Origin of the sequence: Megamonas sp. Calf98-2 (genome assembly GCF_900110235.1) — a bacterium.
Taxonomy (GTDB): domain Bacteria; phylum Bacillota; class Negativicutes; order Selenomonadales; family Selenomonadaceae; genus Megamonas; species Megamonas funiformis.
This window is the reverse complement of record NZ_FOCY01000039.1, coordinates 1-17,918: the sequence shown is the minus strand read 5'-3', so window position 1 is coordinate 17,918 and position 17,918 is coordinate 1. Positions and strand designations below refer to the sequence as shown.

The following is a 17,918-nucleotide window of genomic DNA, read 5'->3' as shown; positions in this document are numbered from 1 at the left end:
CATCAACCTTCTTTGGAGAGATATAGTAAGACCTGCTATTTTAGTAGGCAAGTATCGTTTGTATCCAAGAATCCCCTGCCTTTAGGCATGGGGAGTATGTCAACAACACGAATATGAATTATATTATTAAATGTTAAATTTATACCAATAATAGTGATTAAAATATTGCCAATATAGCAGATATCATTAATTATAGCAGTCGCAAGATAAGGTGATATAAAACTAGCACATAAAGTAATCAACCCTTGATAGATAAATAAAGGTAAAACCGCAAGTAAAACGCCAGCTCCCATAGTTGAAGCAAAAACCATACAAATGACACCATCTAAAATGGCTTTAGTCAAAAGTAAACTATAATCACCAGATAGACCATCTTGGAGTGCGCCAATAATAGCCATAGCACCAATACAAATTACAAGCGTAACTGTTACAAAAGCATCAACGAATTTTGATTGTTCATCAGCATGTAAGATTTTTCGAGCAAATTCGCCGAGTTTTTCTAGTTTGGCTTCAATATTAATGATTTCTCCAATTAAAGTACCGACTAATAAAGAAAATATCATCAGCATAGTACCTGTAGTTTCTAAATGACCATCTTTAAATACAAGCATCTGAGAAAGTGTACCACTTATGCCGATGAATAAAACAGCTATTCCCATAGCCTGTAATAGTGAATCTTGTAGAGATTTTTTTATGCCTTTTTTCAAAAATAAACCAATACCACCACCAATAATAACAGCGATAGTATTGGCAATTGTTCCAAGACCAATCACAAAAACACTTCCTTAAAAAATAATTTTTTTAGAAATAAATATATTATAACATTTAATTTAAGTATAGTTTTAGAAAAAATAACAAAATAAAAACCACTTGATAAATCGTATTATTTAACAAGTGGTTTTTACTTTATATATTATTATTTATTATATACTATTTCTTTTTTTGACCATAATAAGCATTAGCACCATGTTTGCGGAGATAATGTTTATCTAATAATTCTTGTTGCATTGGTTCAAAATTATTGCCAATAGTTACAGCATGATAAGCCATCATAGCTACTTCTTCAAGAACAACAGCTTTTTTTACAGCTTTGATAGGGTCTTTTTCCCAAGTGAAAGGACCATGAGAATATACGATAACGCCAGGAACGTCCATCATTTTGATGCCGCGTTCTTTGAATGTTTCAACGATAACATTACCAGTTTCAGCTTCATAGGAGCCTGCGATTTCTTCAGCAGTCATAGGACGTGTGCAAGGGATAGGTCCATAGAAATCATCAGCATGAGTTGTACCGAGTGCAGGGATATCACGGCGAGCTTGTGCCCAAGATGTAGCATAACGGGAATGTGTATGTACAACGCCACCAATTTCAGGGCAAGCCTGATAAATTTTGATATGAGTATCTGTATCGGAAGATGGATTATAATTACCTTCAACTACTTTTCCAGTATTGATATCAACAACTACCATATCTTCAGCTTTCATAGTATCGTATTCTACACCAGATGGTTTGATAACCATTAATCCTTTTTCACGGTCAATACCAGATACATTGCCCCAAGTAAAAGTTACCATATGATATTTTGGCAACATTAAGTTAGCTTCAAAAACAATTTTTTTCAAATCTTCTAACATTTATATACACCTCTTTTTGATTTAATGCCGTTCAGCATCTTTAATATTTATTATACATATTTTGCTTTAAAATAACAATATGTCATACAAGTTTTCTCGATAAAAATATTTATTTTATTTAAGAGATTATTATGATATAAAAAAGCAATAATCTAAGTATATATCTAGATTATTGCTGAAAAATTAATATTCAATTAAAACAATTTGACCACTTTCGCGTGTTTTTTGCATATCAATAATACGTTGATTGCTACTGCCACGAAATTGTAAAGTTAGGTCTTTTTTTTCTATGAGGAAAGGTCCATCAATGAGTACATCTGTTTGATTGAGTAACTCATCGATATCAGGATTGTGCATATTTTGTAATTGTTCTAATGTATAACCTGTAAATGTGGTGATATTAAGACCACGTTTATGAACTTCTTTGGCTAATTGTGCCAATGGTTTTGCTTGGAGAAAAGGTTCTCCTCCACTAAAGGTAACACCATTTAATAATGGATTTTCACAGATTTGTGAAAGTAAATCATCAGTATCGACTTCATGACCGCCATTTACATCATGAGTTTGAGGATTATGACACTGAGGACAATTGTGATAGCAACCTTGAGTGAAGATGGTGAAGCGAAAACCCTCACCATCTACAATAGAATCATTGACAACGCCTGCAATCTTAATTAAGGCCATGTTTTACGCGGTCATGTTCTTCAGCACGTTTTGCATTGTTGAAGCGGTCTACAGTACCTACTAAATAACCTGTAATACGGCGAATACGTTCAAATTGAGCAGGTTGAGTGCGATAGTCAAGAGCGACTTCTCCATCACCAGCATCGGAAATAGTGAGGCTAGCGAGAGTTTCACTAGAATTTTCTTTAATATAATTGATATAATTTACGATTTCTTTTTCTGTAATATCTGTTAAACCATTAACTTTTACTTCTACACCATTAACTAACATTTGTATCACTCTTTCTATCGAATATTTTTGTTGATTTATAAATTTAAATTAAATGGAAGTTGCACTGCAACAATTATCACGCATACGTTTTAAAATAACATGGCGTTTATGGGCAGCTTCACTTCTACCACATTTTGGACATACTCCATTGATAATACCTGTATATCCGCAAACTGGATCACGATCTACAGGGTGATTTACAGAACCGTAACCAATACCGTTATCATGCATGCAACGGATAATAGCTTCAAAAGCTGTTAAATTCTTTGTAGGGTCTCCATCCATTTCAATATAACTTATATGACCACCATTTGTTAAATTATGGTAAGGTGCTTCAAGTTGTATTTTTTTGTAAGCACTAATTGGATAATATACTGGAATATGGAAGGAATTTGTATAGTATTCTCTATCAGTAACACCAGGAATTGAACCATAGATTTTGCGGTCAATTTTTACAAAACGACCACTTAAACCTTCTGCTGGTGTAGCAATCAAAGAGAAGTTTAATTTTGTTTTTTGAGCTTCATCGTCCATGCGTTTACGCATATGACCAATGATAGCAAGCCCTAATTTTTGAGCTTCAGCAGATTCACCATGATGCTTATCAATTAAAGCTTTTAATGTTTCAGCAAGACCGATAAAACCAACAGTTAAAGTACCATGACGAAGTACTTCACTTACAGTGTCATATTCACCAATATTATCAGAGTCAAGCCAGATATTTTGTCCCATTAAGAATGGGTAGTTTTTACCGATTTTAGCACATTGAATTTTGAAACGATGCAATAATTGACGAATGACTAAATCAATCATATCATCTAAGGATTTATAGAATTTATTTATATCACCTTTAGCTTCAATTGCTAAACGAGGTAAGTTAATACTTGTGAAACTTAAATTTCCACGACCACATGTAACTTCACGAGTAGGATCATAAACATTACCCATTACACGAGTACGACAACCCATATAAGCTACTTCACTGTTGTAATCGTTAGGTTTATAGTATTTTTTATTGAATGGAGCATCTAAGAAACTAAAGTTAGGGAATAAGCGTTTCGCAGATGTTTTCATTGCTAAACGGAATAAATCGTAGTTAGGGTCATCTTTTTCATAGTTAACCCCTTCTTTTACTTTGAAAATTTGTACAGGGAAAATAGGAGTTTCTCCATCGCCAAGACCAGCATCTGTAGCTAATAAGAGGTTTCTCATAGCCATGCGACCTTCAGGAGATGTATCTGTACCATAGTTGATAGAACTAAATGGCACCTGAGCACCAGCACGAGAATTCATAGTGTTCAAGTTATGGATAAATGCTTCCATTGCCTGATAAGTAGCTGCATTAGTTTCATTCCATGCAGTATTTATAGCAAATTTATGAGCCATTTGAGTTGTTTGTTCATTTATTTCTTGATAGTTATGTTCACGTTGATGTTTTGGTAAGAAATCTACAAGAAGTTTACCAAATTTATCAGCAGTGCTCATACTGATTTTTATAGGAAGACTTTGTTCGATTTTTTTACAAAGTAGGCTAGCATCTTCAAGTTTCATATCAAGCATAGCATTGAAATAATAGCCGAGAGCTTTGTAGTATTGTTTACGATAAGTCTTAGCAACGCCTGGAGCCATACAATAATCAAACATTGGTACAGCTTGACCACCATGCATTTCATTTTGGTTAGCCTGAATAGCAATACAAGCTAATGCAGCATAGGAACGAATATCATTTGGTTCACGTAAATAACCATGACCTGTTGAAAAACCATTTTTAAATAATTTTAATAAATCTATTTGGCAACAAGTTTCAGTGAGCATATAAAAATCCATATCATGAATATGAATATCGCCGTCCATATGCGCTACTGCAATATCTTTTGGCAAAATATGACTAGTAATAAAGTATTTAGAACCTTCAGAGCCATATTTTAACATAGTACCCATAGCAGTATCAGCATCAATATTAGCATTCTCACGTTTGATATCAGCATCTTTTGCTTTGGTAAAAGTAAGTTCATCATAGATATCCATTAAATCAGCTTTAGCTTGACGAAGTTTTGTATGTTCTGCACGATATAAAATATAAGCTTTAGCTGTGCTAGCAAAATTACCAGCGATGAGAACTTTTTCTACAGCATCTTGTATTTGTTCAACACCAGGTGTTTTTAAATTTTTTAATGCTTTAATAACATTATTAGTAATAGTAGATAATTGCTCTTTGGAAAATGTCTCATCTATAGATTCCATATTAGCTTTTTTTATAGCATCTGTGATTTTTTGTGCATTAAATTTCACAATATCTCCAGTGCGTTTCTTGATTGTTTTTATCATTGTAAGCTGACACTCCTAGTATATTTGACCATGAGCAAAATATACTATGCCATGGTTTTAATTCATTTTCTTTTTATCGCTGACAACGATTATACTATATACACGTATGAGTGTCAAACTAACCACAATATATAGTATGTGCAATAAAATAAATTTATATACAATTTTAAAATAGGTATTGACAGTAGTTTGAGTTTGTATTGACTAAATAAAAAATGTACTATATTTAATTACCTATGAATTTTTATACAAATAAATAATATTTTTCCATTGATATAAAAGTTTTACATATATAATATATAAAAATTTTATGGATAGTAATTAAGGGATATTTTATTAATTTATAAAAAAAAGACAGGTAAAAAACCTGTCTTTTAGGGGTTAATTTTTATTAAGAGAGAAATATTTATCATTTAATTTATAATTTATTAATAGAAGAAATCAAGGTTGAGGTAGAATCTATCTGCATCTGTGTCGGAATCGATATCTTTACCATCGAAATATTTAACACTTGCTAAGAGATTTTCTACAGGAACATAGCTAGCACCTATAGCAAAACCTTTTTGATTGTTAAATACATCTTTATATGTTGTAGCAATAGTAACATCTTTACCGAAATGACGATAAGCAACATAAGCTCCCCAAGAACCAGGATCAGCAATATTAGCATTTTTGTATTGAAGTTCTGCCATATAAGCTTGTTTGTCATCGGAATTATCAGATTCAGTATTTACAGCATATTGACCGAGTAAGCCCCAATTATTATCGAAGCGATATAAACCACCTACAGACCAAATATTCATTTTATCTTTATCATAGGTATAAGCATTGCCCCATAAACCGAAACTATCATTTGGATTTTTTGTATCAGATGATTGAGTATTTTCAATATTAGTCATTACAGCATACATAGCATTAGCATCGAATTTTTCGCTTTTATAATTAAATTGAGTTGCATAGAAATCAGCAGTGAAATCTTTTAATGTTTGACCAGGTAAAATATCTGGATTATCATGACCAGGATTGTAACGACCTGCTAAAAGAGAAGTAGTGAAGTTTTTATCGCTACCACTTGCAATATCAATTTGAGCACCAGACATATGTTCATCAAGAAGCATACCATAAGTATCAAGAAGAGGAATTCTACCAGCAGTAACGGTAGTATTATGTCCGATAGGTCCTTTAGCATAAGCACGAGCTACTACTGTTTTACCATTAGCATCTTCATCAGCTTTCATTTCATAATCAACACGAACGTTAGCAGTCCATCCTGTATCGCCAATATAAGCTTTTGGTTCAAGACGGAACATTACTTGGCTAGTGTCATTATCATTGTATTTTTTACCAGTGATTTTACTAACAGCATCACTTGAAGCATCAACATAACGGTAGCGCAATTCACCTTTCCAAACAACATTATCGGATTTCTTTTCAAGATCAGCAACACGAACGCCAAGGTTATCAAGTTCATCTGCAAATTCAGCAGCTAATTTATCAACGAGAGCTTTATCAGCTTTTTCAAGATCTGTTTTTGCCATAGCACGAGCTACAATTTGAGCCATTTCATAGCGAGTCATAGTATTTTGACCTTGATATGTACCATCTGGATAACCATCAATAACACCATCAGCAGCAAGCGTAGAAACAGCATCATAAGCCCAGCTATCAGCAGGAACATCACTAAATGGATTATTAGCAGCAAAAGTAGTACTAGCTGCACCAACAACTAAAGCAGCAGTAATTGCAGAGACAAGAGTTTTTTTAGACATTAATATTTCCTCCAAACGCGATAAATTATATTATAAATAATTAACTTTCATAATATAAATTAAAGAAAATATAGAGTGTCCAAGTTTCCTCTAAGGTTCAATGCTATAAATATGAAAGTCAATTTCTTTATCTGTTTGAATTTTATCACAATATGAAATAAATTTCAATATTTTATATAAATAAAAATTTTTATAAAATTAAATATAAAGAAATATTATTTAATTTATTTCGTAAAAATGACATTATTTATTAAATTAATCAATAATATTTCATTTTAATAATGAAATATTTCATTTTATAGAAAAAATAATATAAAAAATTTTTTATAAATAAATAAAAACTTATAAGTAAAATTAAAATCAAAAGTAAATATAAAAAAGAGCAGACATTAAGTCTGCTCTTTGTATATTACTATTAAATTTTAGTCTTACTGAGTGTTTATCAGAAGAAGAAGTCAACATTAGCGAAGAATTTGCTTGCATCTTGACCAGATACAGTTTCTTCACCATCGAAGTACTGAATAGTTGCAAGGATGTTTTCAGCAGGAACATAAGAAGCACCTACTACTGCACCTTTGTAACCAGTACCGATGATATCATCATAAGTTGGAGCGATTGCAGCAGCGTCTTCAATCTGACGGTAACCAGCATACATACCCCAAGAACCAGCGTCAGCAGGGTTTGCACCTTTGTACTGTAATTCAGCAGTCCATGCTTGATCTTCAGTATCAGCTTCAGTATTCTGAGCATATTCACCTACGAATTTAACATTTTTGTCAAATGCATAGCTACCACCAGCATACCAGAAAGCAGCATTATTGTCATCGCCAGCAATTCTAGTAGCAAATTCTTTAGCTTCTTTAACATTAACATCAAGACCTGTTAATGCAATATAACCAGCATTAAGAGCTAATTGTTCAGATGGAACATAGTCAAATTGTACACCATAGTATTCGCCAGTGATATCTCTAGCATCTTTGTCATATGCATTATGAGAATCTTCGCTATAACGACCAGCAGCTAAGCTAGTTGTGAATTCATCGCTACCGAATGCAACTGTAGCACCAGAGATTCTATCATCAAATACTAAACCTTGAGCTGTGAAAAGTGGAGTACGACCAGCTGTTACTGTAGCACCGAAGAGAGGACCTTCAACATATGCACGGTCAACAACAACACCATCATTATTTTCATCTGTAGAAAGATTCATTTCATAGTCTAAACGAGCATTAGCTGTCCAACCGGAGTTACCGATATAAGCTTTTGGTTCAAGACGGAATAAAACTTTGTTATGAGTTTCGTCACCAGCTTTAGAATCACGATCAATGTCATAATAACGATAACGGAGTTCTCCGCCCCATTTAACGTTGTCGGATTTCTTTTCAAGGTCAGCAACGCGAACGCCAAGGTTATCAAGTTCTTCAGCGAATTCAGCAGCTAATTTGTCAACGAGAGCTTTATCAGCTTTTTCGAGGTCAGTTTTAGCCATAGCGCGAGCTACGATCTGAGCCATTTCATAACGAGTCATAGTGTTTTGGCCTTTGTAAGTGCCATCTGGGTAACCATCGATAACACCATCAGCAGCAAGAGTAGTAACAGCATCATAAGCCCAGCTATCAGCAGGAACATCGCTGAAAGGATTTGCAGCAGCAAAAGTTGTGCTAGCAGCGCCAACTACGAGAGCAGCAGTAATTGCAGAAACAAGAGTTTTTTTAGACATAATAAAACTCCTCCTATAAAATATATTTTTTGTTCAATAGAAAATATATTGTTAGGAGAAATGATTGTGTATGAGTATCCACGTTTCCTCAACTTTTTTTCCTCTGCTCAATATATCTTTTCTTGAACTACTAAAATGATAGCATAAAGATAAAAAAAATGCAACTTTGTAACAGAAAGATTATTTTAAATTATTAAATAATATTGACGAAAGAGGTTATTTTATTTATGAAAAATAGTAAAATTTTAAAATAAATGAAATAAAATTTAATAAATATGAATGGTTTTTGGTGCAAATAAATCAATATTAAGAAATAAAATATCGGAATATGTGATTTATTAAAATCAAATTAAAATTTAATTAAAAAGTAAATTAGAGATAAAAACAGTGATATTTAGTATAATAAAATTTAAGAAGTAGATGATTTATTTATATTTTTGATATTGATTTTTAAGAATTTAGGTGAATATATGGAAAATGAAATTGAATATATTTTTAGAATAATTTTATCAGCAATATTAGGTGCACTCATTGGTTATGAAAGACAATTTAAACATAAATCAGCAGGACTTAGAACAAATATTTTAGTATGTATTGGTTCGTGTTTGATTATGATTTTGTCGAATTTATTGTATGAGCAAGTAGAGGGAAAAACAAATGCTGACCCTGCAAGATTAGCTGCACAAGTTGTAAGTGGTATAGGTTTTTTAGGTGCAGGAGCTATTATTAAAGAAGGTGTGAATGTAATTGGTCTTACAACAGCAGCTTGTATTTGGGTAGTGTCTGGCGTTGGCTTAGCTGTAGGTGCCGGATATTATATAATTGCTGTTTTTGCTTCATTATTAGTATATATAATATTAGAGATTTTATCGCAAATGGATAGTTGGTTAGTGCCAACTGATAATATTATGATAAAAATAAGAATGATCAATGATAGTGAAAAGATAAAAGAAGTCTATAATGCATTATTAAAATTAGGTCTAAAAAGTAAAAATTTTTCGGTAGTATTTGTTTCTGAAGATATTGTAGAATTAAATATTTTAATGTTTAATCCACATAAATTAAAATTAGCAGAGATATCCACATATTTTACTTCTATGGAAGGTGTAGTAAAATCTATAGAAATTCATTGAGCTTAAAAGGATTAGGAATGACAAAATTCTTAATCCTTTTTTATTATGTCTATATTATTATATAGAAGAAAAAATATTTATCTGAGTTTCAAGAGTGCATAATACTTGTCATTTTGGTAAAAATGATGTATACTATGAGAAAATATTTGTCTTTATATTGTGCAGTTTTAAAGGAGATGTATTGTTTTGTTAAGTCGTATTGGAAAAAAATATCAAGAAATGGCTTTATTAAAACTAATAATTTTAGGGCTTATAATTGGTATTTTCATTGCAGTGGCTGTGCCGACAGCTGTACCTGCCGTAGCTATCTTAGGGGATTTATTCGTTAAAGCTTTAAAAGGTATTGCACCTATTTTGGTATTTATTTTAGTAATGAACGCTATGGCACAAAAAAATGCAGAAGCTAGTGCATCTATGAAACCTATTGTTAAATTGTATGTACTTGGAACATTTTTTGCTTCTTTAGTAGGCGTATCTATGTCATTTTTATTCCCTACTACATTACAATTACAAGTTGCAGATGCTACAATAGCTCCGCCAAGTGGTATCGTGGAAGTTTTACATAATTTACTTATGAGTATTGTTGATAACCCTGTTAATGCTTTAGTTAATGCAAACTATATTGGTATTTTAGCTTGGGCTATTTTAGCAGGTGTAGCTTTACATGCTTCTTCTGATAAAACTAAAACTATGATTACTGATTTAGCTAGTGCTGTTACAAAAATTGTAAAATGGATTATTCGTTTTGCTCCATTTGGTATTATGGGCTTAGTAGCAAATGCAGTAGAAACAAGTGGTATTGGTGCTCTCTTAGGTTATGCTCATTTACTTGTTGTATTGCTTGGAGCATTCTTCATCGTTGCACTTGTTATGAATCCATTAATCGTATTCTTACACATTCGTCGTAATCCTTATCCATTAGTATTTGCTACTCTTCGTGAAAGTGGTTTATATGCATTCTTCACTCGCAGTTCTGCTGCTAATATTCCAGTAAATCTTTCTTTATGTAAACGTCTTGGTTTAAATGAAGATACTTATTCTATCTCTATTCCACTTGGCGCAACAATCAATATGTCTGGTGCTGCTATTACAATTGCTATTCTTTCCCTAGCAGCTGCTCATACACTTGGTATTGAAGTTGATATTTTGATGGCATTATTATTATCCATAATCGCTACAGTTGGCGCTTGTGGTGCTTCAGGTGTAGCTGGTGGTTCATTATTACTCATTCCAGTAGCATGTGCATCTTTTGGTATTAGCAATGATATCGCAATGCAAGTTGTAGGTGTAGGCTTTATTATTGGTGTGCTCCAAGACTCTTGTGAAACAGCTTTAAATAGTTCTAGTGATGTATTATTCACTGCAACAGCAGAATTTGCTGCTCGTTCAAAAGAAGGAACTCTTGATGTAAAAGATATGGTTCCACAAAATAGAGCTTGATAATAATTTATAAATGATAATAGGCGACATTTTAAGTTTTAATGGCTTTTAATGTCGCTTTTATGTTTACTTTTATTTAAAATAAAAAGGACTTAGTTTTATAAAACTAAGTCCTTTTCTATAAGTAGCTTAAACTACATTAATTTAAAGTAGCTTAAACTACATTAATTTATGTTCAAGTTCTTGTATTTTCTTTTTATGATGTTCAATGGCAAATTTTAAATGACTTTGAACTTCATCGCTAGTAGCCTGTTTAAAAGCTTCTTCTAGTTTAGCTAGGCGAGTCCTAACTTCAAGAAGTTCATCACTTAATACGGTTTTTTCATTTAAACCAATGCCATAAACAGTTCTGATATCATTCAATATAATATCAGCATAACCTGGTTCAGATGATACAGTTTCAAGATATTTTGCTAATTCATAAATGATACTATAAGGATCTTTTCCTTCATTTAGCCATTTTAACAAATTCATCTTGATATTTTGCTCTTTACCATGAGCAGAATTAATATTATCTGTCATTATTATAATGCTGTTTGAAGATATTCTTTAATAGCGTTTCCATCTTCCATAGTCATAACAGTGTCTAAAGCTGCTTTAGCTTGAGCAGATGTTATGGAACGGATTTTTTCTTTTACGCGTGGAATAGATGGAGCACTCATGGAAAGTTCGTTGATACCCATTGCCATTAAAATAGCAGCAGCATTAGGGTCACTAGCCATTTCACCGCACATACCTACCCAAATATTATTATTACGAGCAGACTCAATAGTGAGTTTAATGAGGCGAAGAACAGCTGGATTAAAGTGATTATAAAGATAACTTACATTAGTGTTAACACGGTCAACAGCAAGTGTATATTGAACAAGGTCATTAGTACCAATGCTAAAGAAATCAAGGTATTTAGCAAGTACAGGAGTCATTACAGCATCTGCTGGAGTTTCAACCATGATACCAAGTTGAACATTATTGGAGAATGGTTTTTCTTCATGAGCAAGCTGTGATTTAGCTTCTTCGATAATTGCACGTACTTGTTTTACTTCTTCTACGTTGATAACCATTGGGAGCATCATTGCTGCTTTACCATAAAGACCAGCACGTAAAATAGCTTTAACCTGTGGCATAAATACTTCACGACGGTTTAAACAAATACGAATTGCACGGTAACCTAAGAAAGGATTTTCTTCTTCTGGGATATTTAAGTAAGGGAGTGGTTTATCGCCACCGATATCCATTGTGCGAATTACACATAAATGGCCATTGCATTTTTCAATAGCTTCTTTATATGCTTTAAATTGAGTTTCTTCATCAGGAATAGTATTTCTACCCATGAATAAGAATTCAGAACGGAATAAACCAACGCCTTTAGCACCAAATTTCATAGCAGCTTCAACATCTAAATGAGTGCTGATGTTAGCCATAAGGTCAACTTCTACACCATCTTTAGTCACTGTAGGAAGTTTGGAAAGCTGAGCATAATGTTCTTTTAAGCGGCGTTGTTCTTCTAATTTTACCTGATAGGAAGCGATTAAATCTTCAGTTGGTTCAACAAAGATTTCACCAGTTTCACCATTTAAGATAACTTCAGCATTATCAGGAATATCTTTAATTTTATCGCCAAGACCTGCAACAGTAGGGATAGCTCTTGCTTTGGCAATGATTACAGCATGGCAAGTAGTACTACCATTACCTAAAATTACACCAGCAATTTTTTCAGTAGGAATGTTAGCGATAACAGATGGTTCAATTTCTTCTCCGCAGAGAATTACAGCACCACCATCAACTGTTTTTTCTTTAAGACCTAAAATACGTCTTGTTACGCGTTTACCAACATCGCGGATATCTACAGCACGTTCACGGAAATAAGTGTCGTCCATTTGTTCAAAGATAGATGCATTTTCTTCAGACGCTTCAAGTACAGCTTTTGGTGCGCTTCCACAAGCGCCGAGTTTTAACATAGCATTTTCTTCGAGCATAGGGTCTTGTACCATCATACGATGTGCTTCCATAATGCCTGCTTGTTCAAGCATGCCTTTATCACGAAGTGTTTTAATATTTGTTTGAAGTACTTCAGCTGCATAAGCTAAAGCTTCTTTAATTTTTGATACTTCTTCTTCAGCAGTTCCTGGAGTGTAAGCATCAATATAAGATTGTAAATCTTCTCCGAGTTTCATTACTTTGGCAATAGAAATACCAGTAATAACTCCTTTTCCTCTTAATTCGTACGGCAAAGTACAAATCCCCCTCTCTCATTAACTCTCAGTTTAGAAATTATTCTTCACCGAATTTGTTTTTGATGAGACCAGTAAGAGCATCAAGAGCTGCTTGAGCGTCGTCACCTTCAGCACTGATAGTGAGTTCAGTACCCTGAGTAAGACCAAGGCTCATGATCATAAGAATGCTTTTAGCATCAACAGTTTTACCTTTAGCAGTAAGTTTGATTTTGGAGCTGAATTTGTTAGCTTCCTGTACAAACATAGATGCAGGACGTGCATGTAAGCCAGTTTTGTTTTCAATAATAAGTGTAGTTTCCATTATAAATAAACCCCTCTCTTAATACATCATAGAACATAATTGTATATTTAACATTATCGTTTGAAAATTATGTCTTTGTTAATTATAACTAAAAATTGCAAAAATGACTAGTGCATTTTGGAAAAAAATAAGAAATTTTCTAAAAAAACTTTAATTGAACATCATTTCTGTCATTTCCATAACTAAAACATAATAAATCAAAAGAAATGTTATTTTTAAATATCGGTTTTATTACGAAGTAAAAGTCTTATAATAATGGAGAAATTTTTATTTGTTAAAGTAAATTATATCTGAAAATCTCTCAATATATAATGTTAAATGCTGTTTATTTTACCTTATAGAATTTTACTCATAGAAAAAAATTTTGGTTGGTTTATTTCTATATTAAGAAATAAATAAAAAAGTTAGCTTTTTCTTGAAATCAAAAAAAACGTAAATTATAATAAAATTTATCTATAAAGGCAGGTGAAAAAGTGTGAAACAATTTAATCAAGATAATATGAAAAGTATAAGTGATTATATCAACAATTTTTATGAAGATAATCCCTTTACAAAACATTTAGGTGTAGATATTGTTTCGATTGATAAGGGTAATGTATGTGTTAGCCTGACAATTAAACATGAACATACAAATGTTTATGGCATAGCTCATGGTGGTGTGATTATGTCCCTTTGCGATATGGCTATGGGCGCAGCCTGTCTTAGTGTGGGAAAGAAAGTAGTAACTTTGGATTTTAATATTAATATTTTAAAATCTATTGATATGGAAGATGTGGCTATTGTAAAAGGAATAATTATTCATAATGGAAGAAGTACAGTAGTTGCTGAATGTGAAGTTTTTAATAAAGATAATAAATTATGTGCCAAAGCTCGTGGTACATTTTTTGTGATAGGACGATTAGCTAGTGAATGAGATGATTTTTAAACGACTTATAATTTTTAGTATAGTTTTTGTACAAATTTTTATAGCATTTAACCCAGCAAGGGCTATGGATAGCATAGTAGATGATGCTCCACCAGTAGATGAATCAAAACCATATATTCCTGTTACAGCAGATAATCTACAAGATATGACTGCTCAAGCTGCAATTTTGATAGATGCAACTACAGGTAGAGTTCTTTATGAAAAAAATCCAGACGCTAAGGCAATGCCTGCAAGTACGACTAAGATGATGACTTGCATACTTGGATTGGAAAATGCAAATGATGATGACATTGTTGAAGTTGATAAACGTGCTGTAGGTGTAGAAGGTTCTGCCATTTATATAAATGAAGGCGATAAAATAAAAATGTCAGAACTGTTGCAAGCTACAATGTTAGCTTCTGGTAATGATGGTGCTGCTGCTATTGCTTATTATGTAGGAAAAGGTTCCCTAGAAACTTTTGTGCAAATGATGAATGATAAAGCAAAAGAAATTGGTGCTACTAATACACATTTTAATAATCCTCATGGATTGACAGACCCAAATCATTATACGACGGCTAGAGATTTAGCTAAGATTGCAAGATATGCATATCAAAATGAAAAATTCCGTAAGATAGTATCAACAAAAGAACAAGAGATACAGTGGGTAAATCCAGCGGAACGAAAAGATGTCTATGGTAGTACAAATCGTTTATTGTGGAATTATGATGATGTAACTGGTATAAAAACAGGGTATACTGATGCTGCTGGTGGCTGTTTAGTAGCTTCTGCACAAAAAAATGGTATTACACTTATTGCCGTAGTATTGAAAACATCAGATAGTAGAGCTCGTTTTGTTGAAGGCAGAGCTTTATTGGATTATGGATTTAAACATATAAAAGAAATGAAAACTGTTGATGAACAGAAATTAATTTCTAGTATATATACGCATAATAGTACTAATTATAAGACTACAGTAAAACCTGTACAGCCTTTTACTTATTTAGTCATGGATACAGATAATGTAAATGATTTTTCTTGGAAAATGAATTTACCAGCATATATAGATGCTCCATTAAAACAAGGTGCTAAAGTGGGAACAATTGATTTATTATATCAGGGAAATGTTGTTGGTAGTGTAGATGTGGTAACGACAGAAGAAGTAACAGAAGGATTTAATCTGTTAGGATTTTTACACAAATTATTTTTTAGTTGATAAAGATAAAACTTAATAAATGAAGGGAATGATAATATGCAAGCATTGCTACACGCTATCAGTGGTGTTTTGACTTTGATTTTTATGGGGCTGATAGGTTGCTATCTAGCTAAGATGGGTTGGATAAACAAAGATAATAAAGCTCTATTGCCGAAATTGGTAACAAATGTATCATTGCCTTTGTTTTTTATCTATAATATTACACATGCTTTTAGTCATGACCAATTATTGCATTTAATAACTGGTTCTATCGTGCCATTTATTTCTATTGGTGTATGTTTTATTTTAAGTGTGTTTTTGGCAAGATTTATGTCTAAAAAAGGTCATAGAGGGATTTTTCAATCTACATTTACAACTTCAAATACTATTTTTGTAGGTTTACCAGTGACTATGGCATTATTTGGTGAGGAAGCAATACCTTATACTTTATTGTATTTTTTCGCTAATACTACATTCTTTTGGACTTTAGGAAATGCTTGTATTCAGGCAGATTCAAAAGAATTTTCTTATCAGCAAATGTTTACTTTAAAAACTTTGAGAAGAATTTTTTCTCCACCGATTTTAGGGTTTTTAGCTTCATTGATTATTTTAATTTTAGACATTCCTTTACCTAAATTTTTTATGGATACAGCTCAATATATGGGAAATTTAACAACACCACTTGCTTTGATTTTTATAGGTGTAACACTTTATTCCATGGGTTTGAAAAAAATTCGTTTTGATTTAGGTTTAATAGGTATATGTTTAGGTAGATTTATAATTGCACCGCTTAGCATGTATTTATTGTCGTTTATCTTCCCTATGCCAGAATTGATGTTTAAAGTATTTGTAATCATGGCGTCATTACCTGCGATGATTCAAACAGTAGTATTATCTAGTCTTTATAATACAGATACAGAATATGCAACATTAGTAGTTTCTGCGACTACATTATTATCTATAATTACAATTCCAATATATATGGTGTTATTATCGTAAGTATTTGTTCATTTTTCTTTTAATAAAAGAAAAACGAACCAAAAAGAAAATTTTGCCCCGCAATATTGATTTTACTTTAACAAAGATAAAATTATGTCTACAACGTTCAAAATTCGCTTTGCTCAAACAGTTGAACTAAAATCGTATCCATAATTTTATCTTTGTTAATAGCTTTCAGCTACCGTAAAAGTCTGCTAATGCGGGGATTTTTGGTATTATAAATGATTAATAATAAGTTAATATTATAAAGTTTTAGTTAGAGAAGTTTCTTTAGTTCGTTTTTCATGCAGTAAAACTGAACGTTAAAAATTTTTGGAGGAGAAATTTTTATGTCCTATAAGGTTTATTTATTTGATTTTGATTATACTTTGGCAAATTCGGAAGTTGGTATTGTGAAGTGTTTTGAGTTGCTTATGGAGCAGGAGGGGTATCCGCTTCGTCCCAAAGATGAGATAAAAAGAACTATTGGTCTGCCTATGAGTGAGGCTTTGTCTATATTGACTGAAGAGGTTGATGAAGCGAAGATACAGGAATTAAAAGATAAATATACTGTTTTTGCTGATTTATATATGACAGAGAATACATATTTATATGATGATACAAAAATGGTATTGAAGACTTTAAAAGAACGTGGGGCTAAAATAGCAATTATCTCTAGTAAAACACGTCGTCGTATTATGCAGACTTTGACTAGGGATAAAATAGATGATTTGGTAGAGTTTATTATCGGCAGTGAGGATAAATATGCGTATAAACCTGCTCCAGATGGAATTTTAGAGGCTGTTAAGCGTTTAAATGTAGATAAAAAAGATGTAATTTACATCGGTGATAATATTGTAGATGCTCAAGCTGCTCAAAATGCGCAGGTGGATTTTGCAGGGGTATTAACAGGAAATAATATTAAAGCTGATTTTGCAAAATTTCCTCACGTTAAAATAATGAATTGTTTACAAGAATTAATATAATATCTTGGATATAAAATGTGATGTACTCCCACCACTTTCGCTATCGCTTAGAAGTGGGGGCTTCTTGTTCGATACAACTTTTGTTGTAAGCATAAGCAAGCTATCCCCGTGCATCCCACGGTTCTTTATTTTTTATTTTATCCTAAGACTATTCTCATGCCTTCATTTCTTATATTTATCGCTGCATTTATGTCTCTATCATGCACTACTTTACAATTTGGGCATTTCCATTGTCTTATAGACAAATCTTTTACTTCTTTATTTTTATATCCACAATTACTACAAATTTGCGAACTTGCAAAATATTTCCCTACTTTTACTAATTTCTTTCCTACTTCTT

The 17,918-nt window shown here is 32.3% G+C and carries 17 protein-coding genes; 6 read left to right on the top strand and 11 right to left on the bottom strand.

Features of this window, described 5'->3' with window-relative positions; genetic code table 11:
• Nucleotides 1-35: 35 nt before the first annotated feature.
• From BMX03_RS10085 to BMX03_RS10055, 7 genes are all read right to left on the bottom strand, one after another.
• A complete protein-coding gene (locus tag BMX03_RS10085; protein ID WP_091695190.1) occupies nucleotides 36-773 on the bottom strand; it encodes a DUF554 domain-containing protein in 738 nt (245 codons plus the stop codon).
• A gap of 157 nt (nucleotides 774-930) precedes the next feature.
• Nucleotides 931-1,635 (bottom strand): L-ribulose-5-phosphate 4-epimerase, encoded by a 705-nt coding sequence (gene araD / locus BMX03_RS10080; protein WP_022228494.1) that lies wholly within the window; start codon nucleotides 1,633-1,635, stop codon nucleotides 931-933.
• A gap of 183 nt (nucleotides 1,636-1,818) precedes the next feature.
• Nucleotides 1,819-2,319 (bottom strand): anaerobic ribonucleoside-triphosphate reductase activating protein, encoded by a 501-nt coding sequence (gene nrdG / locus BMX03_RS10075; protein ID WP_008539438.1) that lies wholly within the window; start codon nucleotides 2,317-2,319, stop codon nucleotides 1,819-1,821.
• The gene (gene nrdD, locus BMX03_RS10070) at nucleotides 2,306-2,590 is read right to left on the bottom strand and encodes an anaerobic ribonucleoside-triphosphate reductase (RefSeq protein WP_008539437.1); all 285 of its coding nucleotides are present in this window, start codon (nucleotides 2,588-2,590) and stop codon (nucleotides 2,306-2,308) included. The genes nrdG and nrdD overlap by 14 nt, the downstream gene beginning before the upstream one ends.
• A 48-nt stretch (nucleotides 2,591-2,638) precedes the next feature.
• Nucleotides 2,639-4,918: an anaerobic ribonucleoside triphosphate reductase gene (locus tag BMX03_RS10065; RefSeq protein ID WP_091695187.1), complete on the bottom strand. Its 2,280-nt coding sequence runs from the start codon at nucleotides 4,916-4,918 to the stop codon at nucleotides 2,639-2,641.
• Between the two features lie 428 nt (nucleotides 4,919-5,346).
• Complete coding sequence (locus BMX03_RS10060; RefSeq protein WP_075554882.1) at nucleotides 5,347-6,687, bottom strand: putative porin; 1,341 nt, start codon at nucleotides 6,685-6,687, stop codon at nucleotides 5,347-5,349.
• A gap of 442 nt (nucleotides 6,688-7,129) precedes the next feature.
• Nucleotides 7,130-8,407 carry a putative porin gene (locus BMX03_RS10055; RefSeq protein ID WP_091695184.1) on the bottom strand — a complete coding sequence of 426 codons (1,278 nt, stop codon included), beginning with the start codon at nucleotides 8,405-8,407 and terminating at the stop codon, nucleotides 7,130-7,132.
• Between the two features lie 443 nt (nucleotides 8,408-8,850).
• On the opposite strand from BMX03_RS10055, the gene BMX03_RS10050 reads away from it, so the two are divergent.
• Together BMX03_RS10050 and sstT are read left to right on the top strand one after the other, a co-directional pair.
• Nucleotides 8,851-9,540: an MgtC/SapB family protein gene (locus BMX03_RS10050; RefSeq protein ID WP_075554880.1), complete on the top strand. Its 690-nt coding sequence runs from the start codon at nucleotides 8,851-8,853 to the stop codon at nucleotides 9,538-9,540.
• A gap of 186 nt (nucleotides 9,541-9,726) precedes the next feature.
• A complete protein-coding gene (sstT, locus tag BMX03_RS10045) occupies nucleotides 9,727-10,980 on the top strand; it encodes a serine/threonine transporter SstT (RefSeq protein ID WP_091695182.1) in 1,254 nt (417 codons plus the stop codon).
• A 159-nt stretch (nucleotides 10,981-11,139) separates the two neighbouring features.
• Here the strand turns inward: sstT and BMX03_RS10040 are convergent, their stop codons facing one another.
• From BMX03_RS10040 to BMX03_RS10030, 3 genes are read right to left on the bottom strand one after another with little or no spacing between them, the layout of a single operon-like run.
• Nucleotides 11,140-11,502: a hypothetical protein gene (locus tag BMX03_RS10040; protein WP_015561792.1), complete on the bottom strand. Its 363-nt coding sequence runs from the start codon at nucleotides 11,500-11,502 to the stop codon at nucleotides 11,140-11,142.
• A gap of 2 nt (nucleotides 11,503-11,504) precedes the next feature.
• The gene (gene ptsP, locus BMX03_RS10035) at nucleotides 11,505-13,211 is read right to left on the bottom strand and encodes a phosphoenolpyruvate--protein phosphotransferase (protein ID WP_091695179.1); all 1,707 of its coding nucleotides are present in this window, start codon (nucleotides 13,209-13,211) and stop codon (nucleotides 11,505-11,507) included.
• A gap of 40 nt (nucleotides 13,212-13,251) precedes the next feature.
• Nucleotides 13,252-13,515 carry an HPr family phosphocarrier protein gene (locus BMX03_RS10030; protein ID WP_015561791.1) on the bottom strand — a complete coding sequence of 88 codons (264 nt, stop codon included), beginning with the start codon at nucleotides 13,513-13,515 and terminating at the stop codon, nucleotides 13,252-13,254.
• 475 nt (nucleotides 13,516-13,990) lie between these two features.
• On the opposite strand from BMX03_RS10030, the gene BMX03_RS10025 reads away from it, so the two are divergent.
• The 4 genes from BMX03_RS10025 to BMX03_RS10010 all read left to right on the top strand — a co-directional run bounded on the left by BMX03_RS10025 (nucleotide 13,991) and on the right by BMX03_RS10010 (nucleotide 17,578).
• On the top strand, nucleotides 13,991-14,428 hold the full coding sequence (locus BMX03_RS10025) for a PaaI family thioesterase (protein ID WP_022227707.1): 438 nt from the start codon (nucleotides 13,991-13,993) through the stop codon (nucleotides 14,426-14,428).
• A 1-nt stretch (nucleotide 14,429) separates the two neighbouring features.
• Nucleotides 14,430-15,635 (top strand): D-alanyl-D-alanine carboxypeptidase family protein, encoded by a 1,206-nt coding sequence (locus tag BMX03_RS10020; protein ID WP_255361481.1) that lies wholly within the window; start codon nucleotides 14,430-14,432, stop codon nucleotides 15,633-15,635.
• 36 nt (nucleotides 15,636-15,671) lie between these two features.
• Nucleotides 15,672-16,613: an AEC family transporter gene (locus BMX03_RS10015; protein ID WP_075554878.1), complete on the top strand. Its 942-nt coding sequence runs from the start codon at nucleotides 15,672-15,674 to the stop codon at nucleotides 16,611-16,613.
• 329 nt (nucleotides 16,614-16,942) lie between these two features.
• On the top strand, nucleotides 16,943-17,578 hold the full coding sequence (locus BMX03_RS10010) for an HAD family hydrolase (RefSeq protein WP_015561788.1): 636 nt from the start codon (nucleotides 16,943-16,945) through the stop codon (nucleotides 17,576-17,578).
• A gap of 137 nt (nucleotides 17,579-17,715) precedes the next feature.
• On the opposite strand, the gene BMX03_RS10005 is transcribed toward BMX03_RS10010, so the two are convergent.
• A partial coding sequence (locus tag BMX03_RS10005) for a zinc ribbon domain-containing protein (RefSeq protein WP_143052092.1) occupies nucleotides 17,716-17,918 on the bottom strand: 203 nt, incomplete at its 5' end.